This is a genomic window from Streptomyces sp. NPDC001750, from assembly GCF_042892615.1.
Taxonomy (GTDB): Bacteria; Actinomycetota; Actinomycetes; order Streptomycetales; family Streptomycetaceae; genus Streptomyces.
The window spans coordinates 24,433-49,235 of record NZ_JBIAUE010000003.1; the positions used below are offsets into that span (position 1 = coordinate 24,433).

The 24,803-nt window shown below is 71.5% G+C and carries 13 protein-coding genes and 1 pseudogene; 5 read left to right on the forward strand and 9 right to left on the reverse strand.

All coding sequences use genetic code 11. The features are described from left to right. Positions 1 to 165: 165 nt before the first annotated feature. The 4 genes from ACFYY6_RS06330 to ACFYY6_RS06345 all read right to left on the reverse strand — a co-directional run bounded on the left by ACFYY6_RS06330 (position 166) and on the right by ACFYY6_RS06345 (position 5,471). Complete coding sequence (locus tag ACFYY6_RS06330) at positions 166 to 1,341, reverse strand: cytochrome P450 (protein ID WP_388651319.1); 1,176 nt, start codon at positions 1,339 to 1,341, stop codon at positions 166 to 168. 471 nt (positions 1,342 to 1,812) lie between these two features. Next, a complete protein-coding gene (locus ACFYY6_RS06335) occupies positions 1,813 to 2,451 on the reverse strand; it encodes an HD domain-containing protein (RefSeq protein ID WP_351522082.1) in 639 nt (212 codons plus the stop codon). Positions 2,452 to 2,767: 316 nt separating this feature from the next. After that, positions 2,768 to 3,697, reverse strand: coding sequence for an LLM class F420-dependent oxidoreductase (locus ACFYY6_RS06340; protein WP_351522080.1), 930 nt, complete (start codon positions 3,695 to 3,697; stop codon positions 2,768 to 2,770). A 328-nt stretch (positions 3,698 to 4,025) separates the two neighbouring features. Continuing rightward, positions 4,026 to 5,471, reverse strand: coding sequence for a glyceraldehyde-3-phosphate dehydrogenase (locus ACFYY6_RS06345; RefSeq protein ID WP_351522078.1), 1,446 nt, complete (start codon positions 5,469 to 5,471; stop codon positions 4,026 to 4,028). A 237-nt stretch (positions 5,472 to 5,708) separates the two neighbouring features. Between ACFYY6_RS06345 and ACFYY6_RS06350 the strand changes: the two genes are divergently transcribed. The 5 genes and pseudogenes from ACFYY6_RS06350 (at position 5,709) to ACFYY6_RS06370 (ending at position 9,283) form a co-directional block, all read left to right on the forward strand. Continuing rightward, complete coding sequence (locus tag ACFYY6_RS06350) at positions 5,709 to 5,864, forward strand: hypothetical protein (RefSeq protein WP_351522076.1); 156 nt, start codon at positions 5,709 to 5,711, stop codon at positions 5,862 to 5,864. Between the two features lie 161 nt (positions 5,865 to 6,025). Beyond that, entirely contained in the window at positions 6,026 to 6,457 is a 432-nt protein-coding gene (locus tag ACFYY6_RS06355) for a SpoIIE family protein phosphatase (RefSeq protein WP_389191878.1), read from the forward strand. A 193-nt stretch (positions 6,458 to 6,650) separates the two neighbouring features. Further along, positions 6,651 to 7,112 (forward strand): hypothetical protein, encoded by a 462-nt coding sequence (locus ACFYY6_RS06360; RefSeq protein WP_351634478.1) that lies wholly within the window; start codon positions 6,651 to 6,653, stop codon positions 7,110 to 7,112. Between the two features lie 105 nt (positions 7,113 to 7,217). Further along, positions 7,218 to 7,418 (forward strand): annotated as a pseudogene (locus ACFYY6_RS06365) (4Fe-4S binding protein); the annotation flags it as partial. Between the two features lie 575 nt (positions 7,419 to 7,993). Further along, the gene (locus ACFYY6_RS06370; RefSeq protein WP_389191881.1) at positions 7,994 to 9,283 is read left to right on the forward strand and encodes a cytochrome P450; all 1,290 of its coding nucleotides are present in this window, start codon (positions 7,994 to 7,996) and stop codon (positions 9,281 to 9,283) included. Positions 9,284 to 9,331: 48 nt separating this feature from the next. Here ACFYY6_RS06370 and ACFYY6_RS06375 read toward each other — a convergent pair whose 3' ends face one another. From ACFYY6_RS06375 to ACFYY6_RS06395, 5 genes are all read right to left on the reverse strand, one after another. After that, positions 9,332 to 10,474: a cytochrome P450 gene (locus ACFYY6_RS06375; RefSeq protein WP_351522096.1), complete on the reverse strand. Its 1,143-nt coding sequence runs from the start codon at positions 10,472 to 10,474 to the stop codon at positions 9,332 to 9,334. A gap of 292 nt (positions 10,475 to 10,766) precedes the next feature. Further along, positions 10,767 to 11,822 carry an NADP-dependent oxidoreductase gene (locus ACFYY6_RS06380; protein WP_351522068.1) on the reverse strand — a complete coding sequence of 352 codons (1,056 nt, stop codon included), beginning with the start codon at positions 11,820 to 11,822 and terminating at the stop codon, positions 10,767 to 10,769. Then, the gene (locus tag ACFYY6_RS06385; RefSeq protein ID WP_389191883.1) at positions 11,819 to 13,567 is read right to left on the reverse strand and encodes a phytoene desaturase family protein; all 1,749 of its coding nucleotides are present in this window, start codon (positions 13,565 to 13,567) and stop codon (positions 11,819 to 11,821) included. The genes ACFYY6_RS06380 and ACFYY6_RS06385 overlap by 4 nt, the downstream gene beginning before the upstream one ends. Further along, entirely contained in the window at positions 13,564 to 15,246 is a 1,683-nt protein-coding gene (locus ACFYY6_RS06390) for a phytoene desaturase family protein (RefSeq protein ID WP_389191886.1), read from the reverse strand. The genes ACFYY6_RS06385 and ACFYY6_RS06390 overlap by 4 nt, the downstream gene beginning before the upstream one ends. Beyond that, entirely contained in the window at positions 15,236 to 24,802 is a 9,567-nt protein-coding gene (locus ACFYY6_RS06395; RefSeq protein WP_389191889.1) for an amino acid adenylation domain-containing protein, read from the reverse strand. Before ACFYY6_RS06395 ends, ACFYY6_RS06390 begins: the two co-directional genes overlap by 11 nt. Position 24,803 lies beyond the last annotated feature (1 nt).

A 24,803-nucleotide genomic window follows, 5' to 3' on the forward strand; every position in this document is an offset into this window, starting at 1 on the left:
TTCCGGCGTCGCCCGGCCGAGTGGACCGGGGCGGGGGTCCGGAGCCGCCGTTCCGGACGGACTCATGCCTGAGCTCGGATGTTCCGGGCCGAAGGCACCGCTGCCGCCCGGGCCGACGGCAGGACCGCCCGCGGCGGTCCGCGGTGGTTCAGCCTCCTCGGCGGGTCACCAGGCGGCCGGGAGGTGCAGCGGGCTGCGGGTGATGGTGCCGTGGCGCCATGCGACCGTGTCCACGGGCGTGGAGAGGCGCAGGTGCGGGAAGCGGACGGCCAGTCCGTGCAGTCCCAGGCGCAGTTCGGCGCGGGCGAGCCAGGTGCCCAGGCAGTAGTGCCGTCCTCCGCCGAAGGCGAGGGTCGGGTGTTCCAGTGGTGCGAACAGATCGCCGAACGGGGCGTCGGAGAACGCTGCCGGATCCCGGCCCGCCGCACCACGGTCGACTGTGGCGATCTCGCCGGTCCGCACGGTGACACCGCCGACCTCGACGTCCTCCATGGCCTGGAGGGGGTTGGAGTGGGCGGCGGGATCGCCGAGCGGGATCAGGTGCAGCAGGCGCTCGGTCAGCCGGCCGGCCGCGTCCTCGTCGGACGCGGCGAGTCGGGCCCAGACCTCGGGACGCTCGTGGAGCAGGTAGAGGAGGGAGTTGCCCAGCATGGTCATCGCGGTGTCGTAGCCGCCCACCACGAGGGTGCTGACCAGGTTGACGAGTTGCGGTTCGGGGACGCCGCCCTCCCCGTCGGCCGCCTGGACGAGCGAGCTGATCAGGTCCGGGCCGGGGGTGCGCCGCCGGTCGGCCAGCAGGCCCGTGGTGAATTCGGTGAACTCCCTTGTGACCTCGGCGACTTCCGCAGGATCCTTCGCATCGGTGGCGAAGGCGTGCTCGGTCCAGCGCAGGAGGCGCGTGTCGCTGACGTCGTGCACGCCCGTCAGCCTGCTCATGACCGCGATGGGCAGCGGGCGGGTGTAGTGGGCGACCAGGTCCATCGGGGAGCCGTGGTCGGCGAGCGCGTCGGCCAGTTCGTCGACCACGTCGGCCACCCAGGGCGTCATGCGCGCGACGGCGCGCGGGCCGAACGCGCGCTGGACGGTGCGCCGCAGGCGGAGGTGCTGGACGTCGTCCAGCTTGCCCATGGCATCGGGCGAGTCCACGAGGGCGGAGGCGCTGTCCTCCGGCGTGCGGAGCAGGGTCCGCCTGAACCTGCTGTCGTTGATGACCTGATGGACGTCGGCGTAACGGGTGAACAGCCAGGCGGGGCGGCCGTCGGGCAGGTCGGTACGCCGGGGCGGACCGGGCGGGGCGAACGTCAGACGGTGCAGAGGGACGCGTTCGTCAGTGATGGGCATGATCCTCCTGCCCGCCGATCCGGAGCGATGGGCTGCGGCATCGACTCGGCTGGGTGCTGGGTGGGGCTCGCCGTGGGTCCGAGGGGCGGGCCCACAGCAGGCATCCACGTGCGCGGATGCCCCCGCGCCCGTATCGGGGCAGGGGATGGTGGTCGGTTCGCGCGGTCTCGTGCGACCGCGGCTGACGCGCTCGGGCCGGAGTCCGTCCTCCGGACCCTTGCGGGAACCTGTGCAGATCCTCGGCCATGGTGATGGCCGTGCTGTTCAGGTGGTCGTGGACCACGAGCGAATTCACCCGCACGTGGTGGGCGGTCCGGACGGGCCGGTCGGACGCCGGACCGTCAACGGGCGCGCGGTCTCCGCGCGGCCGTCCCTTCCGCGCGGGCGGCGAGCGGACGGCCGCCGGGTGGCGCGCTGCCACCCGGCGCAACGAGCGGTGTATCGGCGGTGTCGAAGCCGTGGGCCCGAGGGTCATTCCGGCCAGTCGGAGTCCAGGATGACGTCGACGAAGTCTCCCCGTTCGAATCCGGGCACGAAGCGGGCGAGGACGTCTGCCTTGACGTTGCCGAACGCCGTTTCGGGGCGGTCCTTGATGCCCTCGGTGAACGCGGCCAGGATCTGCTTCTTGAAGTCGGGGCGGGGGTGGGCGGCGACGACGGCCGCACGCTGTCCGTCGGAGACCGCGTGGTAGCCGATGCCCAGCACGTCGAGTTCCACTCCCCGGGTGACCAGGGCGATCTCGGGGGCCATGTGGAGGGGGATCTCCGGTGTGGTGTGCAGGGCGATGGCCGTCCAGACCCGGTCGGCCTCCTCGTCGGTGATGCCGTGGGCGTGCAGGAACCTGCGTGCCTCGTCGGCGCCGTCGATCTCGAACCGCTGGTCGGTGCGGCGGTAGCGCTCCGTCAGGCCCAGGTCGTGGAACATCGCGCCCACGTACAGCAACTCCGGGTCGTACCGCAGCCCCTCCTCGCGCCCCCGCAGCGCGCCCCAGAGGAAGACCCTCCGTGAGTGATCGAACAAGAGCTGAGAGGCCGCCTCGCGGACCAGTTCGGTGGCCTCCCTCGCCAAGGCACTGTCCGGGATCCGTACATCCGCGATCGATTCACTCATGGTGTCTCCATGCCTTTCTCGGTGGATGGTCCGGGGACGTCCGGCCCTCCTTCGAGAGATTGCCGTTCCCGTCCTGAAAAACCACAGAGCGGAGCGTGAACCTCCGCGTGGTTCCTCCGAGCCGCTGCTCCATGCGGACGAGCCCGGTCGCCAGCCGGTGTCCCGCCGGGGGCAAAACCGGGTCGCGGTCGCGTACATGCCCGGCCCGGGCGAGCGGGGAGGCGCCGGGCGAGGCGGAGGGGTGCTCTCCCCCGGCACCCTTCGGCGGGTGCCGCTGCTCGTACGCTCGTCCGCCACCCGGTCCCGGGCAGGGACTTCAGATGCCCGCCGCTCGCGCCGCCTCGTAGACCTCGGCCGCAACGTCGACGAGTTCCGCGGCGTCGCGCGGTGTGCCCTGGAGTTCCAGGACGAACGTGGTCACGTACGGTCCGGCGTGCGCCGCGAGGTCCTCGACGATCTGCGCCACGCTGCCGTGGAAGGGTTGCCGTCCCTCGCTCCGGACCGGCTCGGCGGTGTGGCGCGCGTTGACGCGGACGCAGACGTCGAGCGGGCGTTCCCTGCCGCGTTCGGCGGCCGTGTCCCGCACCCGCCGCCACTGCTCGGCCAGTTGGGCGGGGCCCGCCGCCACGGGCATCCAGCCGTCCGCCCGGTCCACGAGACGGCGGGTGGCGCGCGGACTGTTCGCGGGCAGGTACACCGGAATGGGACTCACCGGCTTGGGACCGACCGCGGACGGGGCGATCGTGGTCAGTTCACCCTCGTACACCACGGGGTCCGGGCCCCAGACGGCCGCGCACACGTCGAGGAGTTCGTCCAGGACCGCTCCGCGCCTCTCGAAGGGGGCGACGGACGCCGCCGCGTACTCGTCCAGTGACCATCCCGTGCCGATTCCCGCGATCACCCGGCCGCCGCTCGCCACGTCCAACGAGGCGAGGGAGCGGGCCAGTTGGAAGGGTACGTGCAGGGGCGCGACCAGGACGCTGGTGCCGAGCCGGGGCCGTTCCGTGGCCGCGGCTGCCAGCGTGAGCGTGACCAGCGGGTCGGCGACACCGCGGTACTGGTCGGGCCACGGCAGTCCGGGGACGCCGTAGAGCCCCTGGGTCGCGGGCTCGGGGAACAGGATGCGTTCGAAGACCCACAGACTCTCGTATCCGGTCTGCTCCGCGGCACGTGCGACGGTGGCGACATCGCGGCCGATGTCGTACTGCTTCATCTGCGGGAGACCGAGACCGAGCGGGATCGGCATGGGTGCGCTCCTTCAGGACGGCGGCGGGGCGGCTTCCCCGGATCAACGACTTGTTCCGTCTTCGACGACGGTCGAAACGTGGTCGGGGTTCCGCGCGGTACGGGCCGAGTTGCCGACAGGCCGTGCCGTCCGGTCCGCCCCGGCCGCCGGTGTCCCGGCGCGCGTCGTCACGACGGAGCCCCCGCCCGTCGGACGACGGGCGGGGGCTCGTGGGAGGCCCGGTACCGGGTTCCGCGCCTTCCGGCACCCGCCCCGGGGTCCCGGCCACGCACCGCCCTCGCCGGCCGGGACGCCGGACGGACGGGGGCGGTGCGGGACGGGCCGGGAATCAGACCGCCGGGGCGGGGTAGGTCGGGTACTCCACCCCGGAGACGTGCTGGACGACCCGGATGACCTGGCAGGAGTAGCCGAACTCGTTGTCGTACCACAGGTAGAGGATCGCGTTGTCGCCGTCGACCTTGGTGGCGCCCGCGTCGACGATCGAGGCGTGGCGCGAGCCGATGAAGTCGCTGGAGACCGCGTCGGGCGCCGTGATGAAGTCGATCTGGCGCTTGAGCGGGGAGGTCAGCGACACATTGCGAAGATAGTCGAGGACCTCTTCGCGGGTGGTCTCGCGGCCGAGTCGCAGGCTGAGGATCGCGATCGAGACGTCCGGGACCGGGACGCGGATCGAACTGCCGGTGATCGGCGCCTTCAGGTCGGGCAGCGCCTTGGCGACCGCCGAGGCCGCGCCGGTCTCGGTGATGACCATGTTGAGCGGCGCCGAACGGCCACGCCGGTCCGCCTTGTGGTAGTTGTCCAGCAGGTTCTGGTCGTTGGTGAACGAGTGGACGGTCTCCACGTGGCCGCGCAGCACGCCGTACTCGTCCTCCATCGCCTTCAGCGGCGGGACGATCGCGTTGGTGGTGCAGGACGCGCAGGACAGGATCTGCTCGTCCTGCTTGATGGTGTCGTGGTTGACGCCATGGACGATGTTGGGGACGTCGCCCTTGCCGGGAGCGGTCAGGACGACCTTGGCGATACCGGGCCGCAGGTGCTGGGACAGGCCCTCGCGGTCGCGCCACCTGCCGGTGTTGTCGATGAGAATGGCGCCGTCGATGCCGTACGCCGTGTAGTCGACCTCCGACGGGTCGTTGGCGTAGATCACCTTGATGGCGTTGCCGTTGGCGACGATCGTGCTGTTCGCCTCGTCGACGGTGATGGTGCCGTGGAACTGGCCGTGGATCGAGTCGCGGCGCAGCAACGAGGCACGCTTGATGATGTCCTGGTCACCACCCCGGCGGACGACGATGGCGCGCAGCCGCAGGCCGTTGCCGGAGCCCGTCTTCTCGATGAGCAGGCGGGCTACGAGACGGCCGATGCGGCCGAAGCCGTACAGAACGACGTCGCGCGGCTCACGACGGTCGATCTTGTTCTCGCCCGTGGCGCCGGCGACGGCCTCGGCGGTGAACTCCGCCACGGAGAGGCCGCGGCCGTCGTTCCTGTACGTCGCGGCGAGCATGCCGATGTCGATCTGGGACGGGCCGAGATCGAGGGTGGTCAGTGCCTGCAGGAACGGCAGCGTCTCGGTGACCGAGAGTTCCTCGCCCGCGATCTGGCGCGCGAATCGGTGGGTCTTGAGGATGCTGACCACCGACTTGTTCACCAGGGAGCGGCTGTGGACCAGGACGGTGACGTCCCGCTCCCGCTGCAGCTTCCCGATGATCGGGATCATCGACTCCGCGATTTCCTCACGGTTCTTCCAGTTAGTGAACGAGTCCTCGTTGACAGTCACAGATTTATCTTTCGAGCTAGGCGGCGCTCATATGCTAACCCGACCGCGTTTCGGCCCTTCACGGGGTGCCGTTCGGGTGGCAGGGAGGGGGTCCCGCGCCCGTGCCCGGCGCGGAACCGGGCGTCCCCGACGCCCGTGCGGCCATGCTCCCCACCCCGGGACAAGGCGGTCGGCGGCGACAGCGGAAGCGGCCGACGGCAGCTCCGGAGAAAGCGGGTATCCGCATAAAGTCCCTCTATGTCACATGTGGGTGAAGCGGACGGCGAAGCGGTCGGACCGCTGTGGCGGTGGTGCTCCCGCCTCGGCGGACGTACATGGGCCTGGTGGCTTCCGCTGCCGCTGATCGCCCTGGACGTGGCCGCGGACCTCGCGGCCCGCAGCCGTGAGCCGTGAGCCGTGAGCCGTGAGCCGCTGAGCTTCCTGCTGATCGGCGTCCCTCCGGTGGCGGCGACCACGCGCGGGCCCCGGCACACCGCCGGGATCGCCGTCCTGTCCCTGACGCCGGAGATCTGGCCGGCCTCCCGGCGCCGGGGCACATCGGGGAACCGCACCACGTGGCGCTCTACACCTCCACCGCCGTGATCGGCCTCGTCGGCGCCTGGCTGTCCGGAAACGGCTCCGGGCCGAGGCGCACCTGGGCCCACGAGTGGCCGGATCCGGTCCGTCTGGCGGAACACCTGGAGCTCAGCGTCGCCCGCGATTCAGGCCGTTCGGCCGGGGACGAGGAGCTGTTCGTCACGGCCCTGCTGCTGGAGTTCCCGCCCGGCGGGGTTTCGGTGCGGATCGTCGATCGCGGGCATCCGGCAGCGCTGCTGCGCACCGCGCACGGGACGCGGAGACGGCGCGCCGCCCGGCGTGGGGCGCCGTGGAAGCGTCCGGCCCCGCCCCACGGGCACCGGTCCGGCCGCCGTTCGGCAGTGGCCGCGCCGCGGTGCCGCGGCAGGCACAGGTGGTGCGCGCACGCGCCCGGTCGTACCGTCGACTGAGGAGACGGTTGCCGGGGCTCCCGCGACGGACCGGCCGAGAGCGGTGCCGGGGATCGGCGGGAGGCGGCGCCGGTGACCGCTTCCGGCACACCCGTACCAGGACGCGGCGCGCCCGTACGGCACACGGCGCGGGTTCCGCGAGCGGACCGGCCGGGGCCGCCCGCGGAGCCCGAGGAGCAGTTGGGGAGACGGCATGCGCGGACACGGACTCAGGAGCAAGCTCGCGCTGTACGCGGCCTCGGCGCTCGCGGTGGCGGCGGTACCGACGGCCGCGCCCGCCGCGTCACCCGTACGGTCCTCCTCCCAGTCCCCCACGGCCCGCGCGGTGGCCGTCGACTGCTTCTCGCAGGCGCGCGTCCGTCCCGGCGACTTCCTGCTCGCCTGCGGGGACGGCAACAACCGCCTCGTCTCACTGCGTTGGACCCACTGGGGACCGTCCTCTGCCGTGGGCACGGGGCTCGACGCGGTGAACGACTGCCGGCCCTACTGCGCCGCGGGCACGTTCCACACGTACCCCGTCGAGGTGCGGCTCGACCGCCCGACGAGCTGGCAGAAGGATCCGGGGATCCAGCGGTTCGCCCGGCTGCGGCTCGTCTACACCGACGGCGTACCGGCGCAGGCGCACCGCGTCACGTACCACACCCTCTGGGACTGAGGATCCAGGCGCAGGCCGCCTCGCCGGACGCGAGGATCTTGAACGCCGGGCCGAGTTCGAGCACGATGCGGTGGGGACGGTGGTGCGGCGCGCCGAGCCGCCGAGATGACTCACGCGATCACCCAGAACTGCTGCGGCGACGCCACCCGCGTCGGCGCGTGCCCTGTCACCCGCATCCCTCCGACGCGGGCGTTCGGCAGCACGGAGCTGCTCTGCACCGACTGCGGTGCCTGCGCCGACGCCTGTCCGGTCGACGCGATCTCCCCGGTGGACGGACTGCCCGAGGCGCAGCGGGACTACGCCGCACGAACGGTCTCTGCCGTCCCCGATCCGGGGCGGGGACGCGGGGGCGTCCGGTCGGTCCACCGCGTACACCGTGACGGCGTGACCTTGACGGTGTCCTCTCGGCGCGGCGTGGAGCCGAGCGGCCCGGCGACTCTCACGGACGGATCGTTTCCGTGGTTGCTCTCGGGTCGGCGTGGGGTTCGACGAAGGCGTCGGTGTCGGAGAGCCGGAGAGGCCGCGGTGACAGGCGCTCGGTCTCGACCACGGCGACCAGGATAATTCTCCGCACCGGACCCGTCGATCGGGATTCGGACGCGGCCCGCGCCGTCATCACGCACGGCACGGGAGGGTGCCACCACGCACACGTCGGGTCGGCGTCGCCTCCGGCACATCCGACCGGTATCGAACACTGTCGAACAACCGTCGGGCCCACTCACGCTACCGTGTGCCATCAGCGCTCCTCCGGCTCGTCCCCCGGGTGACGGCACGTCATCCGGGGGACGAGGCGTCGCAGCGCCTGCCCATGTCCGTTTCCGAGCCCGCTGCATCCCTTCTCTCATCTCCGCACCCCGGCGGTGCGGACCGCACGACGACCCATGGAGAACACGTTGAGGACGAGGTTCCGTTCTCGTATCACCGCCCGGCTTGGGCGCACCTACCTGTCCAGGATCCAGAAGTACGGCATCGGCTCCTCCACGATCCGCCTCCTGCCCGACGATCTGCTGGCGCTGTTGCGCAGGGACGGTCTGGACCCGGTGGACAGGCTGGCCTCGCTCCGCGCGAACTCACCCGTGCACAAGGTCTCGTTGCCGTTCGGGATGGACGCCTGGGTGGTCAGCGGATACGAGGAGTCGAAAGCCGTTCTCGGTTCGCCCGACGGCTTCAGCACCGATTTCGCCCACCTGGCCACGAATGCCGGAGTCGCGGCGGAACAGAGCCCGGGCGGACTCGGATTCAGTGATCCCCCGGTGCACACGCGGCTGCGCCGGATCCTGACCCCCGAGTTCACGATGCGACGGCTGCGCAGGCTCGCGCCCCGGATCGAGGCCATCACCGCGGAACGTCTCGACGCGATGCAGGCCCGAAGCGGCCCGGTCGACCTGGTCAAGGAATTCGCGCTGCCGATCCCCTCCCTCACCATCTGCGAACTGCTCGGGGTGCCCTACGAGGACCGCCACGACTTCCAGCAGCTGGCCATGGACCGGTTCGATCTCTTCGCCGGGACGACCGCGCCCTTCGGCGCCATGTCGGAGTCCTTGGCGTACTTCAGGGACGTGGTCGCGAAGCAGCGCCGGAAGCCCGGCGACGGGCTGCTCGGCATGATCGTCAAGGAGCACGGCGACGACATCGACGACGAGGAACTCGCCGGCCTCGCCGACGGTGTGCTCACCGGTGGATTCGAGACGACCGCCAGCACGATCGCCCTGGGTTCGCTCGTGCTGCTGCGGAACGAGGACGTGTTCGAGCGAATACGGACGGACGACGCGGCGGCCTCCCCGTTCGTCGAGGAGGTGCTGCGGTACACCTCCGCGGTGCAGATAGCGTTCCCGCGGTTCGCCCGGCGGGACATAGAGATAGCCGGGGTGGTCATCCCCGAGGGCGACATGGTGCTCTGCTCGCTCAGCGGCGCCAACCGCGACGCCTCGTACGTCGGGGACGACGGACGTTTCGACCCGCGCCGCAGTCCCACCGCGCACCTCGCCTTCGGTCACGGATTCCACCGCTGCGTCGGCGCCGAACTGGCCCGCATGGAACTGCGCACCGCCTACCCGGCCCTGACCCGGCGGTTCCCTCGGATGCGGCTCGCCGTGTCGCCCCAGGAGCTGTCCTTCCGCAAGCTGTCGATCGTGTACGGCGTCGAGACGCTGCCGGTGCACCTGGGCTGAGCGCGCGTGCACGCCGAACGGGCACGCCTCGTCGCCCGGAACGGCCGGCTACCAGGTGACGGCGATGCGTTGAGGGCTGCGGGAGGTGCTGCCGCGACGCCACTCCACACCGTCGTCCGGACGCGCGAGGCGGAGGCCGGGGAAACGTGCGGCCAGCCGGTGCAGGGACAGCTGGAGTTCGAGCCGGGCCAGCCATGCGCCGAGGCAGTAGTGCGGACCGGCACCGAACGCCAGGGTGGGGGCTTCCAACGGGCTGAACAGATCGTCCAGTTGCCGGGCCGGGAACACGTCGGGGTCACGATTGGCCGCGCCGCAGTCGGCCAGCACCACCGCTCCCTCCGGGATGACGACGCCGCCGACCTCGGTGTCCTTGGCTGCGTGCCGTGCGGTCCCCCGGTCGTCGCCGAGCGGAACGAGGTGCAGCAACCGCTCGGCGACCGCTCCCGCGGCGTTCTCGTCCGCCCCGATGCGGGGCCAGCACTCCGGGCGTTCACCGAGCAGGTAGAGCAGGGAGTTGCTGAGCATCGTCATGGTGCTGTCGTGACCGCCCACCACCAGTCCGCACACGAGGTCGACCAGTTGTCCCTCGGGGATGCCGCCCTCGTCGTCCGCCGCGCGGACGAGCATGCTGGTCAGGTCCTCGCCGGGGTCCTTGCGCCGCTCCGCCAGGAGTGCCGCTCCGAACCCGGCGAACTCTGTCAGCACCGGTTCCATGTCCTCCTCCGCGTGGGAGCCGTCGGAGAACGCGTACCGGCTCCAGTGGCTCAGCCGTTCCCGCGCGGCGGCGCCGAGACCCATGAGCCGGCTGACCACCTCGACCGGGAGGGGCAGGGTGAAACCGGCGACCAGGTCCGCCGGAGGCCCGCCGTCCGCGAGCGTGTCCAGTCGCTGTTCCACGATCGAGGCGATCCAGGGCCGCCAGCGGGCGACGGCCCTCGGGGTGAACGCGCCGCGCAGGGTGCGGCGCAGGCGCACGTGGTCCTCGCCGTCCTGATTGAACATCAGGTCCGTGCTGGCGACGAGGCCCGCCTGCCCCGCCAGGGGTGCGGCGTCGGATATGCCGAGCCGTGCGCGTCCGAACCGGGGATCGGTGAGGACCTTGCGCACGTCGTCGTAGCGGGTCACCTGCCAGGCCCGGGTGCCGTCCGGCAGTACGACGGGCCGGGGCGGACCGGGCGGGTCGAATTCCATTCGGTGCAGCGGGAGTGTCGGCGGGCCGTTGATCGCGTCGTTGTCGTCGGGGCGGGGCACGGGTCCTCCACGGGTGCGGGTCGGTGGCTCACGGACACGGGTACGGGCAGGCGGACGGGGGCGCGGGTGCACGCGGACTCGGAGACCGGGCGGGTCCGCGGGGCCGGGCCCGGTCCGGCCCCGCAGCCCGGGCGCGGGCGCGGCGGACGGCCGGCCCGGGTGCGGATACGGGTCACGGGCGCCCGGCGGGGCGCGGCGACGGATGCCCGGCCCGGGTGCGGACGACCGGGGGTCAGAGTTCCACCAGCACCTTGCCGCGGTGGCCCCCCGTGTCCTCGTAGAGGCTCCGGTAGGCGTCCGGAATGCTCTCGAAGCCGCGGTGGACGGTGTGGCCGAAGCGGACCTCGCCCCGCCGGACCCTGCCGCCGAGCTCGTGATGGAGCGCGCGCCAGTTCTGCTCCGTGAACCACTCCAGCGAGAAGATCCCGCGCACGCAGGTGCGCGGGAACATGATGTACGGCAGCAGCCTCGGGCCGGTCGCCTCCCGGCCGACCTGGGTGGCCCACTGCCAGCACACGGCCACCTGGCTGTCCACGTTGAGCATGGAGAACACGGCGTCCGTGACCGTGCCCCCGAGGTTGTCGAAGTACTTGTCGATCCCGTCGGGCGCCACCCAGCCGAGGGCCTCCCGGACCGCCTCCCAGCTGTCCCCGTGGCGGTAGACGATGACCGCGTCGAACCCCAGCTCGTCCAGGTAGTCCGCCTTCTCCGCCGTCGACGTCGTGCCCACCACGCGGGCGCCCGCGAGCTTGGCCAGCTGCCCGACCAGCGAACCCACCGAGCCGGAGGCGCCGCTGACCACGACGGTGTCGCCGGGACGCACCGACATGAACTTGGTCAGGGTGCCCCAGGCCGTCATGCCGGGGCCGCCCATGACGCTCAGCGCGGTGGTCAGCGGGAGCGCGTCGTCGTACCAGTGCGGGTCCAGGCGCCGGAAGGCGGGGAAGACCATCGGGAACGTGCCGGTCTGCCAGGGCGTCGCCCTGCCGTCGCTGACGAGGTGGGTGCGCCAGCCGCCGAATCCCTGCACCAGGTCGCCGGGGCGGTGGGCCGCCAGCGGACCCGCGTCCAGCACCTCCATGATCGAGTCGGCCCCCATGTGAGCGCCGATCGGGGTGTCCAGCGCGATGCCCTGGAGGTAGGGGTCCACCGACACGTACCGCGTCCTCAGCAGCATCTCGTCGGGGGCGAGGTCGGTGTCGAGGTCCTCCTCGACCATCCCGTACACCCGGTCGACGTCCGGCACGCCCTCGATGTGCTCCTGCACGACCCACTTCCTGGTCCTCATCGCATTCCCTTCCTCTCGACGAGGGATGAACGGCCCGTCGTGCCGGACGGGGCGTCCGGCCGGGGTCCCACCGGGATGACGCGATGAGTCGGCGGCGGCCCGCTCTCGTCGACGGAGGCGGTGAACCTCCGCCCGTCGTCCCGGCAGATGAACTGCATGACGTGTCTGCCCGCCGCGGCCGCCCGGATCAGGCCGCCCGTCGTCGCCCAGACACCGGACTGGTAGAAGTTGCGCAGTCCCGGAAGGCCGGGGCCGTGCTTCTTGATGAGCGTCTCCAGCGTCTCCCCGCTCTCCACGAACGGCTGCCAGCCGAGCACCGTGCCGTCGTAGTTGCCGGTGTAGCGGACCTGGGTGAGCGGGCTCGACACGTCACGGACGGCGATCGCGTCCCTGATCCCGGGGTGGTGCCGCTCCAGGAACGTGATCAGCGCCTCGCGGGCCCGGCGCTTGGCGGCGTAGTAGCCGCGTCCGTGACGGACCGGCAGGGTGTGGAGCCTCAGGCCGCCGCGGCTGCGGGTCACCTGCTCCGGTCCTTCGTCCAGAGCCCGCCAGGGTGCGATGTCGCAGAAGTAGGTGACGTAGGCGATGCTCGTCCCCTGCGGGGAGAGTTCCGGGAAGTGCCTGCTGCGGAACTGGACGTTGATGCTCGGGTGGCGGATCCCGGTGAGCTCGGAGGCAACCTCGTCGTCGAGCAGGTGGGTCGTGCAGGGATCGGCGTCGGGGAAGTCCCGGCGCAGGCCGAGGAAGAGGATGAAGTACCCGGGAAAGACCATGCCGGGTTCGAGGATGGTGCGGGTGTAGAGCCGGCGGTACGCGTCGTCGAGGTAGCGCCCGCCGAGCAGGTCCATCATCGTGGTGCGGCCGTCGCAGGCCGAGACGACGATGTCGGCGCGCAATTCCTCGCCGTCGCTCAGCCGCACCCCCACCGCCCGGTCGTCCTCGACCATGACCTCCTCGACCTTGGTGTTGTAGGTGACTTCACCACCGAGCGCGCGGTAGCGGCGCTCGATGGACTCGGCGAGACCGAGCGATCCGCCCTCGGGGACGCCCGCGGAGAGATTGGCGTGCGAGGCGAGCTGGAAGTGGAACGGCAGCACCGGGAAGGCCGGGTGCTTCTCGTACAGGATGAAGTTGAACGCCTCGCGCAGCAGGGGGTCCTTGAACCTTGCCGAGAAGTCGCTCATGAGGATGCCCATGGATTTGCGCACGGCGTTGAAGTGGGGAATGAAGCCGGCCAGCATGCGCCAGCGCTCCGGCGTCGACATCAGCCCGACCGGCTTGAGGAACGGGTAGACGGCGAGACACTTGCGAAAGGCGCGCAGCTGCTTGCAGAAGCCGCGGATCAGGGGTGCGTCGACGGGCGAGAGGTCCGTGAGGTGGGCCTGCAGGCGGTCGGGATCCGAGTAGAAGTACACGGCCCGGCCGCACCGGCCTCGTACCACGTTGAAGACGTCGAAATGCCGTATCTCCTTGCCCTGCAACGCGCCCAGTTCCAGCCAGATCTGATGCATCTCGTTGCCCGGTCCGCTGCCGAGGAGCCAGCTGACGCAGGGATCCAGGGTGAAGTCGCCGCGGTCCCAGGCCGTGCAGCAGCCGCCCGGCAGTTCGTGCATCTCCAGGATGTGGGTGCGGTAGCCGTTCATCCGGGCGTAGCAGCCGGTGGACAGGCCGCCGAGCCCGGCTCCGATGATGATCATCGATTCTCGTCGGGAACGCGACACGCGCATGGTCTCCTCGGTACTCATGTGCGGGTGTCCCCGCGGGTGGACCATCGGTCGAGCTGGGGCAGCCGGCCCAGCTTCCCGGGATGCCAGGGTTCGTCGCCCCGGCTCTCGTGCGCCGTGAAGGGGCGTCCCAGTTCGTCGCAGAGGTACTGGACGACGAAGCGGCCGGTCGACGCGGCGCGGATGAGGCCGCCCAGGCCCACCCACTGCCCGGCCATGGAGAAGCCACTCAGTCCGGGCAGGCGCATGCGGTCCTTGCCGACGAGCTTGGTCGCGACGTCGTCGGCCTCGGAGAACGCCTTCCAGGCGAGGATCGAGCCGTCGTGGTTGCCGGTGTAGCGGCGGGTCGTCGCCGGGGTGGCGATGTCGACGAGTTCGATACGTTCGGCCGTGCCGGGCATGCGGCGTTCCAGGAAGCCCCTGACGAATTCGGCCACTTCGTGCTTCTGCGCACGGTACGCCTTGCGGTCGGCGGCGCGCAGTTCCTTCCAGTGGGCGAAGTCGCTGAAGTAGGTGCAGTGGATCACCGAGCGGCCGGGCGGGGCGAATCCGTCCGAGTAGTCGGAGCGCAGCTGGACCACCAGACTGCTCTGGAGCGCTCCGGGCAGGCGTGCGGCGTCCTCGGGGGTGAGCAGGTAGGTGGTGCTGTGTGCCCGGTCGTTTCCCAGGTCGCCGCGGATCCCGACGAAGGCGGAGACGACGGCGGGGAAGAGGGCGCCGCGGCGGTGCAGCAGGTCGTTGTAGAGCTTGTCGACGCGGGGTCCGGTGTACCGGCCCTGGAGGAGGCCGTGGATGGTGGTGTGGCCGTCGCAGGCGGAGACGACGTGGTCGGCGTAGTACCGCCTGCCGTTGCGCAGTTCGACGCCGACGGCGCGCCCGTCCTCGACCAGGATCCTCTCGGCCCGTGCCCGGTAGCCGATCCGGCCGCCCAGCGCCGTGTAACGCTCCTCGATCGACCGGGCCAGGCCCAGCGAACCCCCTTGTGGGAAGCCCGCGTTGCGGTGATGGGCGCTGGCCATGTTGAACAGGTACGGGAGGAGGGGGAAGCCCTCGGGGTCCTGGAAGAAGATGTTGCGGAACGCCCGGCGCAGCAACGGGTCCTGGAATCGGTCGGCGAATTCGTGCATCGGGGTGGAGGCGGTGCGCCAGAACAGCCGGAACGCGGGCAGCACGGTGCGCAGCGTCGCGGCTCTCTCGCGCAGGGTGCGCAGGGCGGGCGCGGTCAGGAACGGGTACAGCTCGATGCCGGTGAACCGCCGCAGGTCGCGGCAGAACGAGCGGATGAGGCGGGCGTCGGCGGGCGACAGTTCGAGCAGGTGCTCCTCCAGCCGGTCCGGATCGTTGTAGAAGACCACCGACCGGCCGGTCTCGTCGACGACCCGGTTGAACATCTCGAAGTTGGTAACGGTCTTGCCGTCGAGCGCTCCGAGCTCGCGCCAGATCTGGTGGGCCTCGTTGCCGGCGGCCGTGCCGATCAGCCATTCGATGCAGTAGTCGAAGATGTAGCCGTCGCGCGACCAGGCGGTGCAGCAGCCCCCGGGCAGTACGTGCTTCTCGAAGATGCGCGACCGCATGCCGTTCATCTGCGCATAGCACCCGGTGGACAGTCCGGCGATTCCCGCGCCGATGACGATGACCCGGGGCGCGCCGTCCGCCGTGCGTCCGTCGCGGCCCCACGTCTCGTCCGTGTCATCGGTCATGGCCGCCGCCCTCCTGGAGGATGCCGCGCACGAGGTCGGCGTTGTGGGCCGCGTGCTTGGGGTCGAGCATGTCGGCGTGGATCCCGGAACCGCGGAGCACGGCGGTCGCGGTGGCGGAGCTGCCGTGCCAGGTGCCGCGCGCGTCGGCGGAGTAGAGGGCGGTCTTCTCCTCGTCCGTGACGACGCTGACGGTCGCGGACACCGTGCCGAGGTTGGGGTGACGGCCGCAGAAGGCCAGGTATTCCGCGGCGTGTTCGAGGGTCTCTCGGGCGACGATCTCCGATCCCGTGTGCTTGAGCAGGTGTTCGGCCAGTTCCGCCTCGAAGATCTCGAAGTGTTCGGGGCCGGGGACGTAGGGCTCGGTGATGCGGTGGGAGTCCAGGACGATCACGTGGGCGATGTCGCGTCCGCGGCCTTCGAGTTCCTTGGCCACCTCGAACGCGAGGTTGCCGCCGAGGGAGTAGCCGAGCAGCCGGATGCCGCCCTCGGGCTGCATGGACTCGACGAGGTCGGCGTAGCGGGCCGTCTTGTCCTCGCCGGGGACGTAGTTGAAGGCGACGAGGCGGTGCTCGGTGAGCCCGGCGGCGAAGGTCCGGTAGACGAGACCGTGGCCGCCGGCCGGGGGGAAGCAGAACAGGGTCTGTTCCCGGTCGGTGTTGAAGTCCAGGCAGGGCAGGTCGTCCGCGAGGCCGCCGGTGGCGAGGCGTTCCACGGTCGCGGCCATGCCCTGCAGGGTGGTGACCCGGTACAGCAGGCTGACGGGGATGCCCACGCCGAACTCCTGCCGCAGGCGGTGGATCAGTTCGATCAGTTTGATGGAGCTGCCGCCCGCCTCGAAGAACTCGTACGTGGCGCCGACCCGTTCAAGCCCGAGCAGTTCCTTCCAGTGCCGGGCCATGCTGACCTCGAACGGTGTGCCGGGCGTCTCCTCGGGCTCCTCGGCGGTCTCGGGCCGGGGCTCGGGCAGGCCGGCGAGGTCGATCTTTCCGTTGGGGGTCAGCGGCAGCTGCGCCAGGGTGACGAAGTGCGCGGGGATCATGTGGGCCGGCAGCAGGTCGGCGAGGTGACGGCGCAGCGCGCGCCGGTCGAGTTCCGCTCCCGGCACCGGCACGCAGTACGCGCAGAGCGCGTCCTCGCCCCGGGCGTCGGGGCGGACGGTGACGACCGTGCGGGCCAGTTGCGGCCACCCGGCGAGGTGGGTCTCGATCTCGCCGATCTCGATGCGGTGGCCGCGGAGTTTGATCTGGCCGTCGACGCGTCCGAGCAGGTGGACGACGCCGTGCGTGTCCCAGTGCGCGGCGTCCCCGGTGCGGTAGAGGCGCACGGGTCGGGCCTCGGGTCCCCGGCCGAACGTCCGGGTCACGAAGCGTTCCGCCGTCTGCCGCGGATCGCCGGCGTAGCCCAGGGCGACGCCTTCGCCGCCGATCCACAGTTCGCCCGGGACGCCGGGCGGGACCGGTTCGCCGTGCCGGTCGAGGACGTGGAGCGTGCTGTTGCCCAGGGGGCGTCCGATGGGCACGGTCCGGCCGGGTTCGAGGTCGTCGGCGGGTCCCTCGAAGCAGGCGCTGTCGATGGTGGCCTCGGTGAGCCCGTAGGAGTTGAGCACGCGGGTGTGCGGGCCGCAGAGATCGCGCAGCCGCCGGTACTCCCCCACCTTCCAGGCGTCGGAGCCGACGACGAGCAGGCGCATGAAGTCCAGCCTGTGGCCCTCTCGTTCGCAGTGGTCCATGAGTCCGCGCACGACGGCGGGGACGAACTCGGCGCAGTCGACGTGTTCCTCGCGCATGGTGCGGTGGAGGCGTTCGGTGTCGAAGAGGAGGTCCCGGTCGACGAGTACGAGGGTGCCGCCCGAGCACAGCGCGCGCACCAGGTCGCCGGTGAAGACGTCGAAGGAGGGGGCCGCCGTCTGGAGGTGCACGCGCACGTCCCGGTCGAGCCGGTACTCGTCCAGCCACGCGCGGTACGCGGAGGCCAGGTTGCGGTGGCTGACCTGGACGGCCTTGGGGAGTCCGGTCGAGCCGGAGGTGTGGATGATGTAGGCGGGCGCGTCGAGGTCCACCGGCGGTGCCGCGGCGGGTGCGGGCGTGTCGGGAGCCGGCGGCTGTCCGGAGCCGGACTCGGGCGCCTGCCGGTCCTGCGGCGCGGGCGGTGCCTCGTACAGTTCGCGCAGGGTCAGCGTCCGGGCCGGCAGTCCGGTGAACCGGTCGCGGGCGGCGTCGTCCTCGACCAGGGCGAGGGTGGCACCGGCCGTCCGCAGGGTGCGGGCGACGCGGTCAGCGGGGTGGTCGGGCGGGACCGGGAGGTAGGCACCGCCGGCCTTGAGCACCGCCAGGAGCGCCACGACGAGGTCGGGCGACTTGTCCAGGCACAGGGCCACGGTCGAACCGCCCCCGGCTCCCTGTGCCCGCAGCCGTGACGCCAGGTGGTCGGAGCGGTGGTCCAGCTCCGCGTACGTCAGCCGGAGGGCCGGGCCGCGGGGCGCCGGTACGGTGACGGCGACCGTGTCGGGGCACCGGGCGGCGGCCTCGACGACCAGTTCGTGCACCGGCCGGACCCCGCCGGGGCCGGGCTTCTCCGGTTCCGGGGACGCGGTGAGGCGTCCGGCGCCGCTCCACTCGCCGACCAGGCGTTCGCGTTCCCTGGCGCCGAGCATCTCCAGCCGGGTGACGGGGTGCTCGGCCGCCGCCCGGGTCATGCTGTCGAGGATCCTCGTGTAGTGCGACGCCATCCGCCGCATGGTCTCCGCCTCGAACAGGTCGGTGTTGTACTTGAGGACGCAGTGGAATCGGTGGTCCGCCTCGTCCTCGTAGACGGACAGGGTGACCTCGAACTGCCCTTCTTCCTCGGGTAGTTCGATGTACTCGAGCCGGTAGCCGTATTTCTCGGTGGCTACCTTGTGCGTGAGCAGGATGAACATGGCCTGGAACACGGCCGACCGGCTGGGGTCGTGCTGCAGGCCCAGTTGGTCGACCAGCAGGACGAACGGGTACTCCTGGTTGTCCAGGCCGCCCAGTACGGTCGTGCGGACCTGTTGCAGGAGTTCGGCGACCGACGGCTCGCCGGAGAGGTCACCGTGCAGCGGCAGGGGGTTGACGAAGTAGCCGTAGACGGAGGCGAACTCCTGCTCGGTCCGGCCGGTGACCGGACTGCCCACGATGACGTGGTCCTGTCCGGAGTAGCGCTGGAGCAGCACGTAGTAGGCGCCGAGCAGCACCATGAAGGGGGTCACGTCGTGCCGGCGGGCCAGGGCGTGCACACGGGCGGTGAGTGCCGTGTCCAGGACGAAGAACTCCGAGGCGCCGTTGTGGGTCTGGACGGCGGGGCGGGGCCGGTCGGTGGGCAGTTCCAGGACGGGTACCTCGTCCGGCAGGTGCGACCGCCAGTAGTCGAGCATGCGCTGCGCCGCGGGTCCGGCCAGGAACCGGTTCTGCGCGTTGAGGAAGTCCAGGTAGCGTGCGGTGACGGGGGGCAGTGAGGGTGCGCGGCCCTGGCGCAGGCCTTCGTACACCGCGAGGAGTTCCTCGATGAAGGTGAACGTCGAGATCGCGTCGGAGATGATGTGATGGACCGCCTTCATGATCACCCAGCGGTCGGGGCCGCGCTTGAAGAGGCGGAAGCGGAACAGCGGGTCGTGCGCGAGGTCGTACGGTTTGCGGTACTCGGCCACGATCGTGCGGTGGATGTCCTCCCACGCCTGGTCCTGGACGTCGAACAGCGCGAGGTCCGGGCTCGGGTCGGGCGAGACCTGCTGCATCGGCAGCCCGTCCACCGTGAGGAAATTGGTCCGCAGCGCGGGGTGGCGTGCGACGAGGTGGCGGACGGCCTCGAACATCAGGTCGGGGTCGAGGACGACCCTGACCTCGACCGCGCCGCCGATGTTGTACGCGTAGCCCTCGGGGTTGAGCTGACGGAGGAACCAGAGCGCCTTCTGGTTCTGCGTCAGCGGGTGGCGGAACTCGTCCTCGAACACCTCCACCGCCGCCTTGTCGCCGCCTCCGGCCTCCAGAGCCACCGCCTCGGTGAGGCTGTCGTGGAGCTGTGCGACCAGTTCTCCGACCGTCGTGCCGCTGAGCAGCGCCACCACGGGCGGGGCCACCCCGAGTTCGGCGCCGAGCCGGGCGCGGAGCTCCATCGCCAGGAGCGAGTCGAGGCCGAGCGCGTTGAGACCTGCCTGTGGATCGATCTGCTCGGGGCCCACCCGGAGCACGGAGGCGGCGACGGCGGTGAACCGCCGGGTCACCAGGGCCAGGCGCTCGGCCGCGTCCGCGTCGCGGAAGGTGTCCAGGAGGCCGTCGCCCTCCCCCGCGTCGGCCGTGGCCGCGCGCGCGGTCGCGGCCAGTTCGCCCACCAGCGCGGGCGGTGAGGCGTACCAGGCCAGGAACACCGGCCAGTCGACGACGGTCGCGACGAGCAACTGCGCCCGGTCCTGGCCGATGACGCGTTCCAGCACGGCCATGCCGACGTCCGGTGCGAGGGAACTCATCCCCCGGCTGTGGAGGTAGTGGCCGACGAGGCCCAGCTCCTCGATCATGCCGGTGGCCCACGGTCCCCAGTCCACGCTCAGGGCGGGCAGGCCGAGTGACCTGCGGTGGTGGGCCAGTGCGTCCAGGAAGGCGTTTCCCGCGGCGTAGTTGGTCTGGCCAGCGGTGGTCAGCAGGGAGGCGATCGAGGCGAACAGGACGAAGTGTTCCAGTGGTTCGTCGCGCAGGTGCCGGTGCAGGAGGTACGCACCGACGGCTTTGGGGTCGTGGGCGTCGGTGAACGTGCGATGGTCCATGTCCGCGACGAGGGTGTCGCGGACCTGCCCGGCCAGGTGGAACACCCCGCGGACCGGCAGCGGGTCGGTGCGCCGGTGGGCGTCGAGCCAGGCCGTGAACGCCTCCTCGTCGGTGATGTCGAGCGGTGCCAGGACGACGCGGGCGCCGAGCGCCTCCAGTTCCTTGACGAAGGCGGCGGCGCGGCCCTCGGCGGTGTCGGGGGCGAGATCGCGCCAGGCGGTGCGGTCCGGCAGCGTGGTGCGTCCGATGAGGACGAGGCCGCGCGCTCCGCGCCGTACCAGGGTCCGGCAGAGCAGTCGGCCGAGCGCTCCGAAGGCGCCGGTGACCACGTAGTCGGCGTCGGCGCGCAGGCGCAGCGGCAGGGGGCGGGTCAGTCCCTCGGCGCGCCGGGCCCTGCTGGTGAGGCGGCGCGTACCGCGCAGCGCGATCTCCTCCTCGTCCTCGGTGAGGATCTCCCGCAGGAGCGCGGCGGCCTCGTCCGGGGCGCCCTCTCCCGCCCCGCGTCGGGGGTCCAGGTCGATCAGCTTGCCGGGGTGGCTGAGCAGTTCCTGGTGCCGCAGTACCCGGCCGACGCCCCACGCGGGTGCTCCCAGCGGTTCGACCGTCTCGCCGGGCTCGACGTGCTGTGCGCCGCGGGTCGCGATGTGCAGCTGTCCGCTCGCTCCGCGGCGCAGCAGTGTCCGGGCGAGCGTGATCAGCGAGTACGCGCCGGTGTCGCGGTGGCGTGCGAGGTCGCGTCGGGTCGCCTCCGCGAGGCGCGGCAGGTCGAGGTTCCACAGGTGCACGACGGTGGTGGGAAGCGGCGCCGCGCCGTCGCGTCCGTCCGCCGCGTGTCTTCCGTCCTTTCCGCGCGTTTCCGTCCCAAGGCCGCTCTCGCCGGGTCCGGCCCCGGCCAGGTCGGTGAGGAGCCGTTCCAGGTCCACGACGGAGCCGGGGGCGATCGTGAACTCCCGGCCGTCGTCCGATCTCCGGTACGTCTCCCCCGGTCGTACGAGGTGGCACCGCTCGCCGCGCGCGGCGAGCAGGGCGCTCAGGGCGTCGCCGACGCCGCGGCCGTCGGCGAATACCAGCCAGCCGCCCCCGGTGGCTCGGTCGGCTCCGGTACGCGCCTCGTCCGCGTTCGGCTTCCGGTTCTCGTCCGTGTTCTCGCTCTCGCCGAGGGGTGGCAGTTCGGTCCACACGGTCTCGGCGAGCCAGGAGTCGATCGTTCCGAGGCCGACCGCCGTCGACGCCTTCTCCACGTCGGCGGCGCGGAATCCCCGGATGCTCCCGAGCGGTTCGCCGTCGTCCGTGTAGACGGCGATGTTCCCGACGAGTTCGTCCGCGTCCTCACGGGTCACCGTGGCGTGCACCCAGACCGGCCGGTCCCCGACCGGGGCGAGGCACACCTCGTCGATCGACAGCGGCAGGCGGATGCCGGAGCCCTGGCGGTCGGTGCCGTCGTCGAGGAGCCGCGTCGTCAGCAGCGACTGGAAGCAGCCGTCGAGCAGTACGGGGTGGATGTGGTGGCCGGCCGCGTCGTCACCGATCACCGCGGGCGGGCGGAGCCGGGCGAGCACCTCGCCGTGGCCGATCCGGACCTCCTCGACGGCACGGAACGCGGGACCGTAGTGGTACCCGAGGGCCGCCAGTTCCGCGTAGCAGCCCTCGCCGTCCAGCCGGCGCCGCATGCGGGCGCGGACGGCTTCGATGTCGGCCGGGGGGCCGGACGGACGTGGCTGGCCGGAGCGCACGACTCCGCTCGCGTGCACCGCGCGGTCGTTCTCGTCCTCTCCCGCCGAGGCGATCGTGAACGAGGCGTTCCGCGACGAGAGCGTCAGGCGCACGGCGCGGTCCTCGCCCTCGGGCAGGAAGAGTGCCTTGCGGAGTTCGATGTCCGTGAGCACGGCGTGGGTGCCGCCGGTCAGGGCACGGACCGCCTGGATGGCCATCTCCAGATACCCGGCCGCCGGGAAGACCACGGTGGACTGGATGCGGTGGTCGTCGAGGTAGGGCAGCCGCTCGGTGTCGAGTGCGGTGTGCCAGGTCGGTTCGGTGTGTGTGGTGCGGCGGCCGAGCAGTGGGTGGTCGGTGCGGCCGAGGCGGACCTGTGCGACGGGTCCGGGCTCCGTCCAGTACCGGTCGCGCTTCCAGGGGTAGCGGGGCAGGGTCACGGGAGTGCCCGCCGGGTGCAGGGTGTCCCAGGCGATGGGGACACCGAGGGTGTGCAGGTGCGCCAGCGAGGCAGCGAAGCGTTCCGGCTCGTTCTCCTGGCGGCGGATGGAGGGCAGGGTGCGTGCGGTGGTTCCCCGGCCGTCGAGGCATTCGCGGATGGAGTGGCCGAGCACCGGGTGCGGGCCGATCTCCAGGAACAGGCCGTATCCGTCGTCGGCCAGCCGGTCCACCGCCGACCGGAACCGCACGCGGTCGCGGACGTTCTTCCACCAGTACCCCGCGTCCAGTTCGGGGCCGTGTGCCGTGCCCTCCTGGCCGGTCAGATACAGCGGTACGGTCGCCGGCCGCGGGTCGAGTCCGTCCAGCGAGGCGAGCAGCTCGTCCTTGATGGCCTCCATGCCCGCGCTGTGGTAAGGCACCTCCACGGTCAGGAACTTGGCGAAGACCTGCTCCGCCCGCAGCTCCTCGGCCAGTTCGGCGAGGGCGTCGCGCTCGCCGGCCAGAGTGACGGCCGAGGGGCTGTTCACCGCGGCCACGGACACCCGGTCCCCGTACGCGGCCGCCCGGGTCTGTGCCTCCTGCTCGGGCAGGCTCACCGCGAGCATGGTGCCGGTGCCGGTCAGCATCTGCTGGAGCCGGCTGCGGTGCACCACGATCCTCACGGCGTCGTCCAGTGTGTAGACGCCCGCCTCGTAGAAGGCGGCGATCTCGCCGGTGCTGTGACCGACCAGGGCGTCGGGCCGCACTCCGTGACGGCGCCACATCGCCGCGAGTCCGACCTGGAGGGCGAAGTTGGCCGGTTGTGCCAGCCAGGTCTCGGCCATGCGCGAATCGGCCTCGTCGGCCGTCATCTCGTGGATCAGGGACCAGCCCGCGAGCTCGCGGATCGCCCGGTCGCAGCGGGTGACGGCGTCCCGGAACACCGCGTCGCCCTCCAGCAGTTGGCGTCCCATGCCCCACCACTGGGGTCCCATTCCGGTGAAGACCCAGACCAGGCCGCGCTGTTCCGGGTCGAGCCTTCGGCCCTGGACGACCCGGGGGTGGGGTTCGCCGCGGAGGAAGGCCGCGAGCCCCTCGTCCAGTTCGGTCGGTGAGGAGTACACGACGCCCAGCCGGGATTCGAGGTGCTGGCGACGGCGGGCGAGCGTGTAGGCGAGGTCGGGCAGCGGTGCCGTCGGCCCATGTGCGCCGGCCAGTTCGCGGCGGATGCCCTCCGCCACGTCCGGCAGGGATTCCGGGGTCCTGGCGCTGAGCGGGAGGACGTTCCAGGACCGCTCCTCGTGCGCGGTGCGCGAGGTCTCCCGTTCGGGTGCCTCTTCCAGAACGACGTGCGCGTTGGTGCCGCCGAATCCGAAGGAGTTCACACCGGCCCGGGCGGGCCCCTCGTGCGCGGGCCAGGCGGTCGGCTCGGTCGGGATCCGGTACGGGGCGGACGCGGCGTCGACGGCCGGATTGATCCGGTCCAGATTGATGTGGGGCGGGATCCGGCGGTGCTTGAGGCAGAGCACGGTCTTGATGAGTCCGGCGACGCCCGCCGCCGATTCGGTGTGCCCGATGTTGGTCTTGACCGACCCCACGTAGCACGGGTTGCCCGGACTGCGGCCCTCGGCGAGCGCCCGGCTCAGCGCGTTCGCCTCGATCGGGTCGCCGACCGGGGTCGAGGTGCCGTGCGCCTCCACGTACTGCAGCGCGCCGGGCGTGATCCCGGCTCCGGCGCAGACGCTGCGGATGAGCCGGACCTGGGCGTCCGCGCTGGGCACGGTGATGCCGTTGGTGCGGCCGTCCTGGTTGACGCCCGTGCCGAGGATCACCGCGTGGATCGGGTCGCCGTCCCGCAGGGCGTCGTCGAGGCGCTTGAGGGCGACCATGCCCACGCCCTCCGCGCGTACGTAGCCGTCGGCGGCGGCGTCGAACGTGCGCGAGCGGCCGTCGGGCGACAGGAAGCCGCCCTTCGTCTCGGCGATGGTGTACTGCGGCGCCATGTGCAGCAGTACGCCGCCGGCCAGCGCGAGGTCGGTCTCGCGGTGGTGCAGGCTCCGGCAGGCGAGGTGCACCGCGACCAGGGAGGAACTGCAGGCGGTGTCGATCGACAGGCTGGGTCCACGGAAGTCGAAGCAGTACGAGAGACGGTTCGAGACCATCGTCATCATGGTGCCGGTGGCGGTGTGGGCGGCCAGTGAACCGAAGCCCAGGTCGGAGAACTGGAGGATCTTGTAGTCGAGCGTGAACGCGCCGACGAACACGGCGGTGTTGCTCCCGGCGAGCTCCGCGGGCCGCTGACCGCCGTCCTCCAGTGCCTCCCAGGCCACCTCCAGCAGCTTGCGCTGCTGCGGATCCATGTGGTCGGCCTCGCGCGGGCTGATGCCGAAGAACCCGGGGTCGAACTCGTCGAGCCCGTCGATGTATCCGCCCCGGCCGCCGACGAGGCGCCCCGGCTTGTCCTTGTGCCGGCTGCCCAGCGTCGTGACGTCGTAGCGGTCGGCCGGCGTCGGTGTGATGCAGTCCTTGCCCTCCATGAGGTTCTGCCAGTACGTGCGGTGGTCGGACGCACCGCCGGGCAGTCGGCAGCCCATGCCGATGATCGCTACTTTGTCGCTCACAGAGGCACTGTTCACGTCGGGCAAG